Annotated in this window: 16 protein-coding genes; all 16 read left to right on the top strand. The window is 60.0% G+C overall.

Going from position 1 to position 16,747, the window contains the following annotated elements; genetic code table 11:
• The first annotated feature begins 287 nt into the window (after nt 1-287).
• Nucleotides 288-470: a 50S ribosomal protein L32 gene (gene rpmF / locus Q0106_RS07775; RefSeq protein ID WP_005430449.1), complete on the top strand. Its 183-nt coding sequence runs from the start codon at nt 288-290 to the stop codon at nt 468-470.
• Between the two features lie 309 nt (nt 471-779).
• Nucleotides 780-1,778, top strand: a complete 999-nt coding sequence (locus Q0106_RS07770; RefSeq protein ID WP_152157541.1) for a beta-ketoacyl-ACP synthase III — start codon at nt 780-782, stop codon at nt 1,776-1,778.
• A gap of 36 nt (nt 1,779-1,814) precedes the next feature.
• Nucleotides 1,815-2,753 (top strand): ACP S-malonyltransferase, encoded by a 939-nt coding sequence (fabD, locus tag Q0106_RS07765; protein ID WP_297611171.1) that lies wholly within the window; start codon nt 1,815-1,817, stop codon nt 2,751-2,753.
• 33 nt (nt 2,754-2,786) lie between these two features.
• A complete protein-coding gene (gene fabG, locus Q0106_RS07760; protein ID WP_297611168.1) occupies nt 2,787-3,554 on the top strand; it encodes a 3-oxoacyl-ACP reductase FabG in 768 nt (255 codons plus the stop codon).
• Between the two features lie 124 nt (nt 3,555-3,678).
• A complete protein-coding gene (gene acpP, locus Q0106_RS07755) occupies nt 3,679-3,918 on the top strand; it encodes an acyl carrier protein (RefSeq protein ID WP_139687876.1) in 240 nt (79 codons plus the stop codon).
• Nucleotides 3,919-4,128: 210 nt separating this feature from the next.
• Nucleotides 4,129-5,370, top strand: a complete 1,242-nt coding sequence (gene fabF, locus Q0106_RS07750) for a beta-ketoacyl-ACP synthase II (protein WP_297611164.1) — start codon at nt 4,129-4,131, stop codon at nt 5,368-5,370.
• Nucleotides 5,371-5,628: 258 nt separating this feature from the next.
• Nucleotides 5,629-7,422 carry a translation elongation factor 4 gene (gene lepA / locus Q0106_RS07745; RefSeq protein ID WP_297611178.1) on the top strand — a complete coding sequence of 598 codons (1,794 nt, stop codon included), beginning with the start codon at nt 5,629-5,631 and terminating at the stop codon, nt 7,420-7,422.
• 18 nt (nt 7,423-7,440) lie between these two features.
• Nucleotides 7,441-8,331 carry a signal peptidase I gene (gene lepB / locus Q0106_RS07740; protein ID WP_297611161.1) on the top strand — a complete coding sequence of 297 codons (891 nt, stop codon included), beginning with the start codon at nt 7,441-7,443 and terminating at the stop codon, nt 8,329-8,331.
• Nucleotides 8,332-8,383: 52 nt separating this feature from the next.
• Nucleotides 8,384-9,064, top strand: coding sequence for a ribonuclease III (gene rnc, locus Q0106_RS07735; RefSeq protein ID WP_297611158.1), 681 nt, complete (start codon nt 8,384-8,386; stop codon nt 9,062-9,064).
• Nucleotides 9,065-9,141: 77 nt separating this feature from the next.
• A complete protein-coding gene (gene era, locus Q0106_RS07730; RefSeq protein ID WP_297611175.1) occupies nt 9,142-10,080 on the top strand; it encodes a GTPase Era in 939 nt (312 codons plus the stop codon).
• Between the two features lie 27 nt (nt 10,081-10,107).
• A complete protein-coding gene (gene recO, locus Q0106_RS07725) occupies nt 10,108-11,013 on the top strand; it encodes a DNA repair protein RecO (RefSeq protein WP_297611155.1) in 906 nt (301 codons plus the stop codon).
• A 142-nt stretch (nt 11,014-11,155) separates the two neighbouring features.
• Entirely contained in the window at nt 11,156-11,911 is a 756-nt protein-coding gene (locus Q0106_RS07720; RefSeq protein ID WP_152157550.1) for a pyridoxine 5'-phosphate synthase, read from the top strand.
• Nucleotides 11,912-11,915: 4 nt separating this feature from the next.
• Nucleotides 11,916-12,956 carry a beta-N-acetylhexosaminidase gene (nagZ, locus tag Q0106_RS07715; protein WP_297611152.1) on the top strand — a complete coding sequence of 347 codons (1,041 nt, stop codon included), beginning with the start codon at nt 11,916-11,918 and terminating at the stop codon, nt 12,954-12,956.
• Nucleotides 12,957-13,118: 162 nt separating this feature from the next.
• Complete coding sequence (locus tag Q0106_RS07710; RefSeq protein WP_297611148.1) at nt 13,119-13,631, top strand: type II toxin-antitoxin system HicB family antitoxin; 513 nt, start codon at nt 13,119-13,121, stop codon at nt 13,629-13,631.
• A gap of 155 nt (nt 13,632-13,786) precedes the next feature.
• Nucleotides 13,787-14,977: a nicotinate phosphoribosyltransferase gene (pncB, locus tag Q0106_RS07705; RefSeq protein WP_297611145.1), complete on the top strand. Its 1,191-nt coding sequence runs from the start codon at nt 13,787-13,789 to the stop codon at nt 14,975-14,977.
• A gap of 243 nt (nt 14,978-15,220) precedes the next feature.
• Entirely contained in the window at nt 15,221-16,636 is a 1,416-nt protein-coding gene (locus tag Q0106_RS07700) for a sodium:proton antiporter (RefSeq protein ID WP_297611142.1), read from the top strand.
• Nucleotides 16,637-16,747 lie beyond the last annotated feature (111 nt).

Raw genomic sequence — 16,747 nt, 5'->3', positions numbered from 1 at the left:
GCGCAACCTTGCCAAGGTTGAGGTCGCGAGTTCGAGACTCGTCTCCCGCTCCAGATTTTAGAGAAGGGGAAGTCGACAGGCTTCCCCTTTTTTCCTGTAAGGCTTCGGAATAAAAATATCTGATCTCCGGCTGAGATTTTTCTGGAGATTTGATAAAATCCGCCGCTTGCTGCATGTACCCGGAAGGGAACCTGCAGTGCAATCATGGAATTCCGTGTTCTGGAACGAGTGCCTGGTCACGGAAGCAAATTTTTTCGACACTCGCTTAAACCTACGTGGGGTTAGCCATGGCTGTTCAGCAGAATAAGAAATCGGTCGCCCGTCGCGGCAATCGCCGTGCTCATGACTTCTTGAAGAATCCTCCGACGGCTGTCGAAGCGACGACCGGCGAAGTCCATCGTCGTCATCACATCAGCCCGACCGGCTTCTATCGCGGCAAGAAGGTCATCGCGACGAAGCAGGACGAATAATCCTGGCTGAGGCTGAGCCCTGAACGTTCAGATTCAATAGAAGCCTCGCGCGAAGATGCCGCGCGCACCCCACGGTGATTGTGCTCGACGCAAGAGGCTTGGAAGCTGACGCGTGATTCGAAGGCCAAGAATTACGAGGGCGCAGAAAAGCGAAAAAAGAGGGATCCCTGAGGGGGTCCCTTTTTTTATGGCCGGGCGTCGGAAATACCAAGTAGACGCTACGCCGTGAGGGCGATGAGAACGCCGTTCCCGCAGAAATCTGTACGTGTAATATCTGTGGATTCAGATAATTACCGGTACGGCCGCCACATGAGCATGTATTCACGCATTGCCGCAACGGGCTCTGCGCTTCCGAAGACTCGGATCTCCAATGCCGAGCTTGCGACCCGCCTCGCATCTATCGGGGTGGAAACCAATGACGAATGGATCCGCACGCGTACGGGCATTGAAGCCCGGCGCTTCGCAGATCCTGCACTCGGTGAAACAACCACAGAATTAGCCGCCGCAGCAGCGAAGGAGGCGATGGAGCGCGCTCATTTCGAGCCGGATTCCATCGATCTCATCGTGGTTGCGACCACGACGCCCGACATGGTCTTTCCGTCGACGGCCGCGCACGTTCAGTCGATGCTCGGCTGCACCGGATGCGCGGCGTTTGACGTTCAGGCCGTGTGCGCGGGCTTTATTTATGCCCTCAACGCTGCGGACGCGATGCTCCGCGCCGGCCCCTATCGACGCGCGCTTGTTGTCGGCGCTGAAACCATGTCCCGCGTGATCGACTTCAACGATCGATCCACGTGCGTTCTTTTCGGCGACGGTGCGGGGGCGGTTGCCCTCGAGGCAAGCGACGCGCCGGGGATTCTCGCCGCCCGCATGTATGCCGACGGGCGCTACGATGAAAAGGTTCTCGGTCTTACCGCCTGTCTGAGCAACGGCCGGATTGCCGGCTCGCCCTACATCAATATGGACGGCAGGCAGGTATTCAAGCTCGCTGTCGACGGCCTTACCGGATCGGCAGAAGAGGTGGCGCGTCTTGCTGGCGTCTCACCCTCGGAAGTGAAGCTTTTTGTTCCCCATCAGGCAAATCTGCGCATCATGACGATGGTCGCAAAAAAGCTCGGAATCCCTGATGAGGCGATGGTGAGGACGGTGAGCGAGCACGGCAATACTTCCGCCGCCAGCGTTCCGCTTGCGCTTGACGCTGCCGTGAAGGAAAACCGCGTGAAGGACGGCGACCTTGTGCTTCTGCAGGCGGTCGGCGCCGGCATGGCCTGGGGATCGGCAATTCTCAAGTGGCGTGCAAACGTCTGATAGTCTCTCTTTCATTCTTTACTAGGAGCCTGGACTATGCGTCTAGCTTTTGTCTTCCCCGGCCAGGGCAGCCAGTCTGTCGGCATGCTGAACGGCTTTTCCGGCAACGCGGTTGTTGAGGACTACGTGCGCCGTGCCGATGCTGCGCTCGGCTTCCCGATCTCAAAGCTGATTGCGGAAGGACCCGCTGAAGAGCTCGGCCTTACCGTCAACACGCAGCCCGCGCTGCTCACGGCAAGCGTTGCGTTTTATGAAGCCTGGCTTGCTGCCGGCGGCATGAAGCCCGAAGTGATGGCTGGCCACTCGCTCGGCGAATATTCCGCACTCACTGCTTCCGGCGTTTTCGGCTTCGAAGAGGCCGTGAAGCTCGTGCGCTTCCGTGCTGAAGCGATGCAGAGCGCCGTTCCGGTGGGCGTCGGCGGCATGTGCGCCGTGATCGGCCTCTCCGACGCAGATGTGCTTGAATGCTGCGCGGAAGCTTCCAAAACGGGACCGGTTGAAGCCGTCAACTTCAACTCTCCCGGCCAGGTCGTCATCGCGGGCGAAAAGAAAGCCCTCGCGAAGGCGATTGAACTCGTCAAGGCTAAGGGCTGCCGCCGCGCTATTGAACTTGCCGTTTCGGGTCCCTTCCATTCGAGCATGCTGAAGCCCGCTGGCGAAAAGCTTGCCGCCCGGCTCGCTGAAGTCGAGCTTTCCGTGCCGGAAATTCCAGTTATTGCCAATGTGGACGTTAAGACGCATGCGGATCCGGCTGAAATCCGCACGGTGCTCGCCGAACAGGTTTCCTCGCCCGTGCAGTGGGTGAAGACCATCCAGAAGATGGCGGCCGACGGCGTCACGGACATCGTTGAATGCGGTCCGGGGAAGGTTCTCCAGGGCCTCATCCGCCGCATTGCGCCTGAAATCCGCATCTACGGCATTTCGGATGCGGCGACGCTCGCAGCCGCGCTCGAGAAGCTCAAGGCCGCGCAGTAAGCACCGAATTCAAAGGAAATAAGGATCATAAAAATGGATAAGATGATTTTTGCTGCCGACGCTCTCGCCGGCCAGGTGGCCCTTGTGACGGGCGCTTCCCGCGGCATCGGCGCGGCGGTCATGGAAGCCTTCATGAAGGCTGGCGCCTACGTCGTCGGCACGGCGACCTCGGAAGCGGGCGCGCAGAAGATTACCGAGCGCGCAGAGGCGCTCGGCGGTTCGGGCAAGGGCATCGTGCTTAATGTCTGCGATGCGGCGGCTTCCCAGAAGGCAGTGACCGACCTCGTGAAGGAAAAGGGCAGGATCGACATTCTCGTTAATAATGCCGGCATCACGAAGGACGACCTTGTTCTTCGCATGAAGGACGACGCCTGGGAAGACGTGATTGAAACGGATCTCACGGCCGCCTTCCGGCTCGCGCGCGCCTGCGTTCGTCCGATGATGAAGCAGCGCTCCGGCCGCATCATCTCCATGGGTTCCGTCGTGGGCGCCATGGGCAATGCCGGTCAGGTGAATTATGCCGCCGCCAAGGCGGGCCTTATGGGCATGACGAAGGCCCTTGCGCGCGAAATCGGTTCGCGCGGCGTGACGGTCAACTGCGTCGCCCCCGGCTTCATCGACACCGACATGACGAAGGATCTTCCTGAGGATCACCGCGAAGCGCTCCTCAAGCAGATCGCCCTCGGCCGCCTCGGTCAAACGGATGACATCGCCAATGCCTGCCTCTACCTCGCATCGCCTGCGGGCGCCTATCTGACGGGCGTTACGCTCCATGTGAACGGCGGCATGTTTATGGGCTGATTTTCAAAAGCACCTCAGAAAGGCTTTTGCTAAAATTACCGGATAAACTTTTTTCAACCCTGCCTGCTCCATAAGCACGGGGTTTTCCCAAAGTGAAATCAACCCCTACGGAGTGAAATTAAAAATGGACGAAATCGAACAGAAGGTCAAGAAGATCATCGCCGAACAGCTTGGCATCAAGGAAGAGGACATCAAGAACGAATCCTCCTTCATCGAAGACCTCGGCGCCGACAGCCTGACCACCGTTGAAATGTCCCTCGCTCTCGAGGACGCTTTCGGCATTGAAATCCCTGATACCGAGCAGGAAAACCTCCGCACGGTTCAGCAGGCTGTTGACTTCGTCAAGGCTGCCGTCAACAAGTAATCGGCATTCTCTCTAGGGAGAGCCGGCCTGTGCGCTTCTGCAAAGAGGAATTTCTGACTTCGGAGTCATCCTCATAGGAAGGCCAGGCATCAGCGGGACTCGGTAACGGGTCCCGCTTTGTTTGCGGGGACAGGGATATCCCGAGTTTCTGCTAATCCATCCGTCGGAGCTTCTGGATGCTCAGGGCGGGAAGCAAGGAGTTTTTTGGAAATGATGAATCGCCGCGTAGTCGTGACCGGCCTCGGCATGGTCTCCCCCCTTGGCGCGGATCTCGCGACAAGCTGGAAGAATGCGCTTGAAGGCAAGAGCGGCATCGGCCGCATCACCGCCTTTGATCCGTCTCAATTCGGCTGCCAGATTGCAGGCGAAGTGAAGGATTTCGACGCCGCGAAGTACCTCGGCGTCAAGGAAGTCCGCCGCTTCGACCGCTTCGTGCATTTCGGCGTTGCCGCCGGCCTGATGGCGCTTGAAGACTCCGGCCTCGAGATCACCGAGGAAAACGCTCCGATGACGGGCGTTGCGATCGGTGCGGGCATCGGTGGTCTTCCCTCCATCTGCGCCAACAACGACGCGATGGTGAGCCGCGGTCCCCGCCGCATTTCGCCCTTTATGATCCCGGGCTGCATCATCAACATGGTCTCGGGTCAGCTCGCCATCATGAAGGGTCTGAAGGGACCCAACATTGCGCACGTCACGGCCTGCTCGACGGGTCTTCACGCCATCGGCGAGGCGATGTACATCATCGCCCGAGGCGATGCGGACGTGATGATTGCGGGCGGCGCTGAAGCGACGGTCTGCAAGTTGGGCATCGGCGGCTTCGACGCCATGCACGCGCTCTCGCGCCGCAACGACGAGCCCGAGAAGGCCTCCCGTCCGTTTGACGCCGACCGCGACGGCTTCGTGATGGGCGAGGGTTCGGGCGTTCTCGTTCTCGAGGAGCTTGAGCACGCCAAGGCCCGCGGCGCGAAGATTTATGCCGAAGTCGTGGGCTACGGTCTCTCGGGCGACGCGCACCACATCACGACGCCCGCGACCGACGGTCCGGTCCGCTGCATGCGCATGGCGCTTCGCCATGCCGGCATGAACCCCGACGACATCGACTACCTCAATGCGCACGGCACCTCCACGTCCGTGGGCGACGCCAACGAAGTGAAGGCGATCCGCGAGGTTTTCGGCGAGCACGCGAAGAAGCTTGTCGTCAACTCCACCAAGTCGATGACGGGTCATCTTCTCGGCGGCGCGGGCGGCATCGAGTCCGTCTTCTCCGTCATGGCCGTTGCCGAACAGGTTTCGCCCCCGACCATCAACCTCGACAAGGTTGATCCGGAGTGCGAGGGGATCGACTTCTGCGCCAACCAGGCAAGAAAGATGACGATCCGCGCGGCGATGAAGAATTCCTTCGGCTTCGGCGGCACGAATTCGACGGTGATCTACAAGCGCTACGAAGCCTGATTGCCGCGTTGAAAACGCGCTGATTTCGGAAAGGACGTCTTCTCATTACGGGGAGGCGTCCTTTTTCTCTTGCGGGCGAGAGAAGGTCGCCGCATCTGCTGTAAAATCCCGGATTCCGGGGATTTTTGCCGCCTTGACTTTATTTGGAAAGCGCGGATTCCGGGCGCCCTGCAGACGGCCGCTCGTCCTGATTATTTCTGATCGCTCGCCAACCGCCGAGCAATGATCTCGCCCCGACTGAACACCATTTCCCTGACGATGCAGAACATTCGCAACTTTTCGATCATCGCCCATATCGACCATGGCAAGTCAACGCTTGCCGACCGCCTGATTCAGCGCTGCGGCGGCCTCTCCGACCGTGAAATGAGCGAGCAGGTGCTCGACAGCATGGATCTCGAGAAGGAGCGCGGCATTACGATCAAGGCCCAGACGGCTGCGCTTCGCTACAAGGCGAAGGACGGAAAGGTCTATGAGCTCAACCTCATCGACACGCCGGGGCATGTTGACTTTTCCTATGAAGTGAGCCGCTCGCTCTCCGCCTGCGAAGGCGCGCTCCTCGTCGTCGATGCGACGCAGGGCGTTGAGGCGCAGACGGTGGCCAACTGCTATACCGCGATTGATCTCGGCGTTTCCGTGATTCCGGTCCTCAACAAGATGGACCTTGCGAGCGCGGATCCGATTGCCGCTGCCGAGGAAATCGAGGACGTGATCGGCATCGATGCGACGGATGCGATTCCCTGTTCCGCGAAGACGGGTCTCGGCGTCGACGAGATTCTCGAGCGCGTCGTGCGCGATGTTCCCGCACCGAAGGGCGACCCTGAGGCGCCGCTCCAGGCCCTCATCATCGACTCCTGGTTCGACAACTACGTGGGCGTCGTGATGCTCGTGCGCGTGGTGAACGGCACGATCCGTCCGAAGGACAAGATTCAGCTGATGGCGACGGGCGCCACGCACCTCGTTGAACAGGTGGGCGTCTTTACGCCGAAGAGCAAGCTTCGCGATGCGCTCTCCGCGGGCGAAGTGGGTTTTGTGATCGCGGGCATCAAGGAACTGAAGCACGCCCGCGTGGGCGACACGGTGACGCTCGCCCAGAAGCCCGCCGAGAAGCCCCTTCCGGGCTTCAAGGCCGTGAAGCCTCAGGTCTTCGCGGGCCTCTTCCCGGTTGAGTCGAACCAGTACGATGCGCTTCGCGACGCGCTCACGAAGCTCCAGTTGAACGACGCGGCGCTGCGCTTTGAGCCCGAGAGCTCTCAGGCCCTCGGCTTCGGCTTCCGTGCGGGGTTCCTCGGGCTCCTTCACATGGACATCGTCCAGGAGCGTCTCGAGCGCGAATACAACATGGACCTCATCACGACGGCTCCTTCCGTCGTCTATGAGGTGCTCCTCACCGACGGCGAAGTGATTCAGGTTGAAAACCCCTCGAAGCTTCCTCCCGTCGACAAGATCGAGGAAATCCGCGAACCCATCGATTCGGTCACGATCTTCGTGCCCAACGAGTTCGTGGGCGCGGTAATGAAGCTCTGCCAGGAAAAGCGAGGCATTCAGACAAATCTCGCCTACCACGGCCGTCAGGTGCATCTCACCTATGATCTCCCGCTCGCTGAAATTGTTCTTGACTTTTTCGACCGCATGAAGTCCTTGACGCGCGGTTATGCTTCCATGGACTATGAGTTCAAGGAGTATCGTGCGGCGGACGTCGTTCGCGTCGACATCCTCATCAACGGCGACAAGGTGGACCCGCTCTCCGCGATCATGCACCGCTCCAATGCGGTTCCCCGCGGGCGCGAGCTCGTGCAGCGCCTGAGAACGCTCATTCCCCGCCAGATGTATGAAGTCTCCATTCAGGCGGCAATCGGCGCCAACATCATCGCCCGCGAGAATGTGAAGGCGCTCAGAAAGAACGTTCTTGCGAAGTGCTACGGCGGCGACATCACCCGCAAGCGCAAGCTCCTTGAAAAGCAGAAGGCCGGCAAGAAGCGCATGAAGCAGGTGGGCAGCGTGGAGATTCCGCAGGAAGCCTTCCTCGCGATCCTCCAGACGGAAGAAAAGTAATTTTTAAAGAAGACTCTGATGAATTTCGCTCTGATCCTATTTCTCCTCTCGATCTTCACGGGCATTTTCTGGATTCTCGAGCGCGTGAAGTTTTATCCCGCGCGGGTGAGGAAGGCCGAGGCGCTTGCGAGCGAGTTCGAGGCCGCCAACCGCGAGGCGCTGCGCCGGGGCGAAGCTTCGGTTGCCGAGGAATACCGCGCGATCCGCGCCAGGGCGATTCGTCAGCCCTGGTGGCTCGAATACACTGCTGGACTCTTCCCGGTGATTCTGGTGGTCTTCCTCCTGAGGAGCTTCCTCTTCGAGCCTTTCCGCATTCCTTCCGGATCGATGCTGCCGACGCTTCATATCGGCGACTTCATCCTCGTCAACAAGTTCGACTACGGCATTCGTCTGCCGGTGTCGAACATGAAGGTGATCGACCTCGGCGCGCCGAAGCGCGGCGATGTTGTCGTCTTCCGCTATCCGATGGATGAGAACGTCGACTTCATCAAGCGCGTCGTGGGCGTCCCGGGCGACCGCGTGGAATACCGCGACAAGGTTCTCTACATCAACGGCGTCGAGCAGAAGCAGAGCGATCCGCGCGACTTCGTCGACGAATCCACGATGGTGACGCTTGACGAGCGCGACGAGGATCTCGCAGGCGTCTCGCACCTCATGGCGCTCGACCACCGTCGTCCGAGCTGGGTTCCCATGCATGCCGTCATGAGAAAGGAAGAGACCTGCGACTACAACAACCGCGGCTTCGTCTGCACCGTTCCCGACGGGAAGTACTTCGTCATGGGCGACAACCGCGACAACAGCGAGGACAGCCGCTACTGGGGCTTCGTGCCTGACGAAAATCTGGTCGGCCGGGCTGTATTCATCTGGGCTAATTTCGGCGACATGACCCGCATCGGCAGCTTCCGCTGACCGAGATAGTTCCGAATGTGACCCCCAGGTATTAATAGAAGACTAAAAAGACATGCTTCCGCTTACAGAGCTCGAAAAACGCATCGGGTATGAATTCACCGATAAAAAGCTCCTGAGGCGCGCGGTCACCCACCGCAGCTTCGCTCAGGAGCATAACGAGCGTCTGGAATTCTTGGGCGACTCGGTTCTCAACTGCGTCATCGGCTACGCGCTTTTTCTGCGCGACAAGCACTTCAACGAGGGCGAATTGTCGCGCGTGCGCGCAAACCTCGTCTGCGAGGGAACGCTCTTTGAGATTGCGACCCGCATCGACATCTCCTCATTTCTCTTCATGGGCGAAGGCGAAATCAAGACGGGAGGCGCTCACCGCCCGTCGATTCTTGCCGACGCCATGGAGGCGATCTTCGGTGCGGTTTTCCGCGAAGCGGGCTTTGAGACCGCCCAGCGCGTGATTCTGCATCTCTATGACCCGATTCTCACGGCGCTTACACCGGAGAAGATGAGCAAGGATCCGAAGACGCGCCTGCAGGAACTCCTTCAGGGCGAGCATCTTCCGCGTCCTGAATACGCGATCGTCAATACGACCGGCGCGGCGCATGAGCGTTCCTTCGAATGCGAGTGCCGCATCCATTCCCTCAACATCGTTACGACCGGAAAGGCCGCAAGCCGCCGCGCCGCCGAACAGGCTGCCGCCGAAACGGCCCTTCTGCTGGTGAAGGAGCGCTCGAAATGACTGAAGAGAACATGAACCCGCAGGAGCTCCCCGAAAAGGTGGAGCCCGCTGAATCGTCCGACAGCGACTTTGAGGCGATGCTTGCCCGCGCGGGCGCGCTCAATTCCGTCAAGGTACCCGAAGGCTTCCGCTGCGGCTACGTCGCGGTGGTGGGGCGCCCGAATGTCGGGAAGTCGACTCTCATCAACGCGCTCGTGGGCGAAAAGGTTTCGATCACCTCGAAGAAGCCCCAGACAACTCGCAACCGCGTGCTCGGCGTCCTCACGACCGAGATGGCGCAGTTCATCTTCGTCGACACGCCGGGCTTCCAGACGAAAGTGAAGACTCAGCTGACGCGCCGCATGAACCGCTCCGTCCGCTCGACCCTGGGCGAGGTGGACGCGATCGTGCTCCTCATTGAGTCTTCCGGCTGGCGGCCGGCGGACCTCGAGGTGCTTTCGCTCATCCCGAAGGACGCTTCGAACGTCATCCTCGCCATCAGCAAGACCGATCTCGCGAAGGACAGAAACGCGATGCTTCCCCTCATGGCCGATTCCATGAGGCGCTTCCCATTTGCCTCCATCGTGCCCGTATCGGCGGAGAAGCACCGTCAGCTCGACGATCTTCTCAAGGAGATCGAGAAGCTCCTTCCGGAAAGCATTCCGTACTTTGATCCCGAGCTCTACACGGACAAGTCGCCGCGCTTCATGGCGGCCGAAACGATTCGCGAGAAGGCCTTCAGGCTTCTGGGCGACGAGCTTCCCTACGGCACCGCGGTCACAATCGACCGCTGGAAGGAAACCGAGGAAAACGGGGAGCGCCATGCGGACATCGTCGCCACGCTCATTGTCGACCGCGAGAGCCACAAGCCGATCGTGATCGGCGAAAAGGGCGCAAAGCTCCGTGAAATTTCGCGTCTTGCGCGCGCGGATATCGCCGAGCAGCTCGGCTGCCCCGTGCACCTTGAAGTCTGGGTGCGCGTGCGCCGCGGGTGGTCCGACGACGTGAAGGCGCTGAAGACGCTCGGCTACGACTGATCTCTTTCTTCGCCAAGCGGATCTTTCGTGACGGAACGTTCAGGAGCAGATAATCCGACGCCGGAGAAGAAGCTTTCCGAAGAGGCTTCCTCCCCGGCGTCGTCGCACGCGCTCCGCGCAAAGCGACGGGACGACGAGGAAAGCATCGCGCGCCTCATCGGGAATGAGCGCGCGGCGCTTGAGATCCTCTCTGAAATTGAAGCCGAAAGCGATCGCCCGTCGGGAAGGAAGCCCGGACGACCTGCCGGACAGCCCGCCTTCATTCTGCACACCTACCCCTGGAGCGAATCGAGCCTGGTGCTCGATGCCTTTACGGCGCGCTTCGGGCGGCTTCTTCTCATTGCAAGAGGAGCCAAGCGCCCGGGCTCGACGCTCAAGGGGATGCTGATGCCCTTTGTTCCGCTGAAGCTTTCCTGGACGGGACGCAAGGAAGCGAAGATCCTCACGCGGGCGGACTGGCTCGGCATCCTTCCGCCGCTGAAGGGCGAGGCGCTTCTCTCCGGGTTTTACGTGAACGAGCTTCTCATGCGGCTCACCGAGCGCGAGGACGTCCATCCCGGGCTATTTCCGGCCTACGTGCGCGTGCTTGAAGCCTTGACGCTCCCCGATCCTGCCGGTCAGCAGCGGGGGTTACGGCGCTTTGAGGCGGAGCTCCTTCGCATCTGCGGCTGGCAGGTGCTCATTTCCGAGGGCGAGGATGCGCCGAGATTCGCGCTCCGTTCGACAGGCGATCTTGCCGGCGTTTCGGGAACGATCGGGAATGAAATCCGCACGTGGGAGAGACGCGATGTGCTCGACGTCCTCGCAGGACGCCTCGAACGCCCGGAAGCGCTTCGCGCCGCGCGGGAAATCTACCGCGAGGCGATTGAACTGCGGCTCGAAGGCCGGCCGCTTAAGACGCGGCGCGTCCTCGCGGAACTCAAGCGCCTCTGAAAGAGTTCGACGACCGCCGTTCAGGGAAACAGACGGATACTTTCGAAGCTTTGGACGCGTGTTATGCTCGAAGGCTCTATCTCGGCCGAAAACCTTCCTGCAGAAGGCATTCGGCTTCAAATTGCTCTGGAGTTTCGCGCTTATGGTCCGCACTCAGCTTTCCGTCAATCTGAATAAAGTTGCGCTTATCCGCAATTCCCGCGAAGGCAACTGGCCCGATCCGGTCTTCTTCGGCCGCATCGCGCTCGAGGCGGGAGCAGCCGGCCTTACCGTGCATCCGCGTCCCGATGAGCGCCACATCCGCGTGAGCGACCTGAAGCCCCTGAGCGACCTCGTGAAGGAATATCCGGGCCGGGAATTCAATATTGAAGGGAACCCCTTTGAAAACCTGATGCCGATCCTGCGCGACATCCGCCCGCATCAGGCGACCTTCGTGCCCGATGCCGTGGGTCAGAAAACCTCAGACCACGGCTTTGACTTTTCTGATCCGGAAGTGCGCGCCAGGCTCGTTCCCGTGATTGAGGAAGCGAAGTCCTACGGCTGCCGCGTGAGCCTCTTCATGGATCCGGAGCCCGAGTACACCCGTTTTGCCAAGGAAGTCGGGGCCGATCGCATTGAGCTCTATACCGAAGCCTATGCGGACGCCTGGAATACGCCGATTGCGGATGCGATCGTCACGCCCTATGCCGACTGCGCGAAGCTTGCCGATGAAGTGGGGCTCGGCGTCAATGCCGGTCATGACTTGTCGCTCGAAAATCTTGAGCCGCTGCTTAAAGCCTGCGGCAATGTGCTCGAAGTCTCGATCGGCCACGCCTTTACGGCCGAGGCGCTCCAGTTCGGCTTTGCCGAAACCGTGCGCCGCTACAACGAACTCCTCGACAAAATCGCCGCGGAGTAAGCGAATGCTCACGCTTGAAAAGCTCGAACGCGCGCACTCGCTCGGTCCCGTCGTGGTTGATATTGAAGGCACGACGCTCAGCGCCCGTGAAATCAAGCGCCTTCAGCATCCGCTCACGGGCGCAGTGATTCTCTTCACGCGGAACTATTCCACGCCCGAGGAGCTCACTGCGCTTACGGGCGCCATTCATGCGGTTCGTCCCGGCATTCTGATCACGGTCGATCATGAAGGCGGTCGCGTGCAGCGCTTTCGCGAAGGCTTTACCGAAATTCCGCCCATGGGGGACTTCCTGCGGCTCGGCGACCGGGCGCCGGGGCTCCTCGCTCAGGCGGGATTCATCCTCGCCTCGGAACTTCGTGCCGTGGGAGTCGACTTCAGCTTCACGCCCGTACTCGACATTGATTACGGACGCTCGAAGGTGATCGGGAACCGTTCGCTCGGGAAAACTCCCGCGGAGGTCGAGCGCAATGCGCGCGGCCTCATTTCCGGACTCCGCGCGGGCGGCATGGGTTCCTGCGGCAAGCACTTTCCGGGACACGGCTGGGCGGAAGCCGATAGCCACGTGGCGCTCCCCACGGACGAGCGCCCGAGGGAAGAAGTGCTTTCGGACCTTGATGTCTATCGGGGACTCGCCTCAGAACTCTCCTCTCTCATGACGGCGCACGTTGCCTATGAGGGATTTGGCGGCGAAACTGCCACCTTCTCGCCGACGCTTCTGAAGGAAATTCTGCGCGGCGAGATCGGCTTCACGGGACTCGTCTTCTCGGACGACCTTTCCATGAAGGGCGCCGGAAGCTCTGAATCCGTGGCTGACCGGGCCCGTAGGGCGCTTTCGGCAGGCTGCGACATGGTGCTTCACTGCAATCACCCCGATGAGGTCGATGAGATTCTTCGCGATCTCGACTGGGAGCGGCCTGAGCGCTTCTCCGAGCGCCTGGCCGGGCTTCTCCCTGATCCGGGAACTCCCCTCGGGCTTGAGGCCCTGAGAAGCACGGAGCGCTGGAAGGAAGCCGTGAGGCAGCTTCGGGCGGCAGGCCTCCTCTGACGCGTCATGAGAGATCGGGCCCGGGAATCAGGTTTCCGGGTCTGATCGTTTTTCTGAGCCGTTTTCTGACGCAGGGTTCTTCAGAATTTTTCCCGTATTCAACGGGCACGCTTCTAAGGGGGAGGCGTGCATTTCGGACACTGAAAGAGAAGATCAACAACAATGAAGTTTCCTGTCCTTATTGAAATGGCGTCGGAAAATGGCCTCTGGCGCGGATTTGCGCCGGATTTCGAGAAGCTTGAGGCGGAGGCTGCAACGCCGGAAGAGCTTCTCAGCGAACTTCGTGAAGCGCTTGCGGGCAGGCTTGAGCGCCTCCGTGAAGCCGGGGAATCTGAACCCGGGCCGATGCCCCTCGAATGCGTTCCCATGCCGGAGAGCTTTCACGACTGGAGGCTTGCCCGCGTTGAGCCGGAAGGGGACGCCGAATTGGTTTATCCCTGCGATCTGCTCCGGGTCATCGGGAGCGGCGCCTATATTCTCACCTGCAATACGCCGTCGCTTTCCTTCATGGGCGAAGACCTTGAGGACGTGAAGCGCGCCATGAGTGCCGGGATCAGAGAGGTGCTCGAGATGAGGATGAAGGAAGGAAAGCCGCTTTCAACGCTTCTTCCTTTTCCGGAAGCAATCGGCATGCGCTCCGCCGATGTCGTTCTGATTCCGGTCGCCGTTCCCTGAGGAATGCCGGGAGGCCCGGGCGCTGCCTGAAAAATTGCTTTTTTTTCTCCGGAACTCATCTTTTTCTCTTGAAAAGGATCTGGGTTTTTCTGTATGCCGGCGGGCAGAAGCTAAACTGTCAGGATCAGATACAGAAAGCCCACGGAGGCTAAGGCATGATTATCGAGTCGCTTCTCGACACGGATCTCTACAAGTTCACGATGCAGCAGTGCGTGCTGCATCAGTTTCCGGCTGCAGAAGTGCAGTACCGATTCAAGTGCCGCACGCCAGGAGTGGACCTTGCGCCCTTCGTGGATGAGATCAATGCGGAGATCGACTATCTCTGCGGGCTCTACTTCACCGAAGACGAGCTCGCGTATCTCGGAAGCCTCCGGTTCATGAAGCCCGACTTCATTGAATTCCTGAGTCTCTTTCACCTGAAGAGAAAATACATTGAGGTGAAGGCTGATCCGACGCGTCCCGGCGGCATCGACATTCATGTCCGCGGACCGTGGCTTCATACCATTCTCTTTGAGATCCCGGTGCTCGCCATCGTGAACGAGGTCTATTTCCGCAGAACCTTCCCCGACCTCTCCGAAGCCGAGGGCTGGAGGAGGCTCAACGACAAGATTCATCTCCTTCTCAATGAACCCGACGCCGAGGGGCTTCGCATTTCGGACTACGGCACGCGCCGGCGCTTTTCGCGCGCCTGGCAGAGAAAGGTGGTCGAGGCGCTTAAGGACCGGCTCGGAAGCAGGCTCTCGGGCACGTCGAACGTGCTCTTTGCCAGGGAGCTGGGCCTCACGCCCCTGGGCACCATGGCGCACGAATACCTTCAGGCCTGTCAGGCGCTGGGGCCGAGGCTTCGCGACAGCCAGGTCTTCGGGTTCGAGCAGTGGGCGAAGGAATACCGGGGCGACCTCGGGATTGCGCTCTCGGACGTGTACGGCATGAAGCCCTTCCTCGAGGACTTCGACATGTATTTCTGCAAGCTCTTTGACGGCGCCCGCCATGATTCGGGCGATCCCTTCGTCTGGGGAGAGCGCATGATCGAGCACTGGGCGGCCAACAAGTGCGATCCGAGAACGAAGTGCCTCATCTTTTCCGACGGCCTCACGGTGCCGCGCATTCTTGAACTCTGGCGGCGCTTTCACGGCCGCGTGGGCTTGGGCTTCGGCATCGGCACCAATCTCATGAACGACCGCGGCCCGCAGGCTCTGAACGTCGTCATCAAGATGATCGAGTGCAACGGCCAGCCCGTCGCCAAGATTTCCGATTCGCCCGAAAAAGGCATGTGCGAGGACGAAAGCTATCTCAAATATCTCCGCCAGGTTTTCCGCCTCGACGAACCCCAACAAAAGAGATAGTCCCAAAGCATTAGACGGGGGGTTTTCAACCATATAAACCGGGCGAAGGGAAGCCTTGCGCCCGGTTTTCGGTGTAAGGTTAAGCGCGGGATATGCTGCAATCGTGAGGCTCGTCTCTTGCTTTACATATTTCGGCAATGTCCTTCGACTGGCCTTCTTTTCCGGACGCCCGCCCATGACGGTGTTTTTTCCCGAAGGCCGGCCACAAAAACAAAACATAAAGCCTAAAGCCGGGAGTTCCTCGTGACGTCTCTCTTCCCCGCCCGTGCGCTTGCAGCGCTCGCCTTTCTTTCCGCCGCCCTGCCGGCGAGCGCCGCTTCCCTTGACGGCAGCGCTCTCGGGCTCGGCTGGGCCATTCCGTTTGCAGGCATTCTGCTTTCGATTGCGCTCATGCCGCTTTTCCTGCCGCATTTCTGGCACGCGAATTTCGGCAAGGTCGCCGTCTTCTGGGCGCTCTGCTGCGCCGTGCCGCTCTGCCTTCTCATTGACTTTTCGACGGGCATCAATTCCATCATCCACGTGCTCCTCGCGGACTACGTGCCCTTCATCATCTTCGTGGGGTCGCTCTTCATTGTGGCTGGCGGCATTCACGTGAAGGGGTCCTTCGTCGGCCGCCCGATCGTCAACACGTGCTTCCTCGCGCTCGGTGCCGTGCTCGCGAACTTCATGGGTACGACGGGCGCCGCGATGCTTCTCATTCGTCCGCTCATTCATGCCAATGAAGGCAGAAAGCGTTCGATCAGCACCTTCATCTTCTTCATCTTCCTCGTCGCCAATGTGGGCGGCGCGCTGACGCCGCTCGGCGACCCGCCGCTCTTCCTCGGCTTCCTGAAGGGCGTTTCCTTCTTCTGGACGACCGAACACGTCATCCTCCCCTGGCTTCTCTGCTGCCTGATTCTTCTCGCCATCCATCACGTGATCGACACGATCATGTACAGGAAGGACTTGGCCGACGGCTTCAAGCCGAAGGATCCGACGACGAAGTTTGCGCTCGAGGGCCTCGTCAACATTCCGCTTCTCGCCTGCATCATCGGTGCGGTTCTGATGTCGGGCTTCTGGAAGTCGGGCGTTGAGATTACGATTCTCGGCGTTCACTTCGCGCTCGAATCCCTCTGCCGCGACGGCCTCTTCATCGTGATTGCCGCGCTCTCGCTCGTTCTTACCTCGAAGGCTACGCGCGAAGCCAACCACTTCTCGTGGGATCCGATTCTCGAGGTCGGCAAGCTCTTCTTCGGCATCTTCTGCTGCATCGTGCCGGTGCTGGAGATGCTCCGCGCGGGCCATGAGGGCGCCTTTGCGTCCCTCGTTGCCCTTGTCACGAACGCCGACGGGACCTTCAACAACACGGTCTTCTTCTGGCTCACGGGCATGCTCTCCGCGTTCCTCGACAATGCGCCCACGTACCTCGCCTTCTTCAACCTTGCGGGCGGCGATCCGACGGTGCTCATGAACGAGGATGCGCATACGCTGATGGCCATCTCCATGGGCTCTGTCTTCATGGGTGCGGTTACCTACATCGGCAATGCCCCCAACTTCATGACGGTGGCAATCTGCAACGAACGCGGCATCAAGATGCCGTCCTTCTTCGGCTACATGGCCTGGTCGGTGCTGATTCTCTTCCCCACCTTCTTCATCATGGACATGATCTTCCTCGCCTGATGACTGGAGCTGAGGAAATTTTGAGCCCAGAATAGTGAACGGGCGCCGGACGTCAGCTGCCGGCGCCCGTTCACGCATTTTCTCCCGGCTGCATTTTCTTTTTCCCTTCGC

It is taken from the genome of uncultured Sutterella sp. (genome assembly GCF_937923675.1).
GTDB lineage: Bacteria > Pseudomonadota > Gammaproteobacteria > Burkholderiales > Burkholderiaceae_F > Sutterella.
This window is presented reverse-complemented; position numbering and strand designations above follow the sequence as displayed.

What these genes read in the sequence shown, in the direction of transcription:
- rnc (WP_297611158.1), top strand. Translation starts at nt 8,384, where the DNA reads ATGCTTCCGCTTACAGAGCTCGAAAAACGCATCGGGTATGAATTCACC.
- lepA (WP_297611178.1), top strand. Translation starts at nt 5,629, where the DNA reads ATGCAGAACATTCGCAACTTTTCGATCATCGCCCATATCGACCATGGC.
- fabD (WP_297611171.1), top strand. Translation starts at nt 1,815, where the DNA reads ATGCGTCTAGCTTTTGTCTTCCCCGGCCAGGGCAGCCAGTCTGTCGGC.
- era (WP_297611175.1), top strand. Translation starts at nt 9,142, where the DNA reads ATGCTTGCCCGCGCGGGCGCGCTCAATTCCGTCAAGGTACCCGAAGGC.
- nagZ (WP_297611152.1), top strand. Translation starts at nt 11,916, where the DNA reads ATGCTCACGCTTGAAAAGCTCGAACGCGCGCACTCGCTCGGTCCCGTC.
- lepB (WP_297611161.1), top strand. Translation starts at nt 7,441, where the DNA reads ATGAATTTCGCTCTGATCCTATTTCTCCTCTCGATCTTCACGGGCATT.
- Q0106_RS07710 (WP_297611148.1), top strand. Translation starts at nt 13,119, where the DNA reads ATGAAGTTTCCTGTCCTTATTGAAATGGCGTCGGAAAATGGCCTCTGG.
- Q0106_RS07720 (WP_152157550.1), top strand. Translation starts at nt 11,156, where the DNA reads ATGGTCCGCACTCAGCTTTCCGTCAATCTGAATAAAGTTGCGCTTATC.
- fabF (WP_297611164.1), top strand. Translation starts at nt 4,129, where the DNA reads ATGATGAATCGCCGCGTAGTCGTGACCGGCCTCGGCATGGTCTCCCCC.
- rpmF (WP_005430449.1), top strand. Translation starts at nt 288, where the DNA reads ATGGCTGTTCAGCAGAATAAGAAATCGGTCGCCCGTCGCGGCAATCGC.
- pncB (WP_297611145.1), top strand. Translation starts at nt 13,787, where the DNA reads ATGATTATCGAGTCGCTTCTCGACACGGATCTCTACAAGTTCACGATG.
- fabG (WP_297611168.1), top strand. Translation starts at nt 2,787, where the DNA reads ATGGATAAGATGATTTTTGCTGCCGACGCTCTCGCCGGCCAGGTGGCC.
- acpP (WP_139687876.1), top strand. Translation starts at nt 3,679, where the DNA reads ATGGACGAAATCGAACAGAAGGTCAAGAAGATCATCGCCGAACAGCTT.
- Q0106_RS07770 (WP_152157541.1), top strand. Translation starts at nt 780, where the DNA reads ATGAGCATGTATTCACGCATTGCCGCAACGGGCTCTGCGCTTCCGAAG.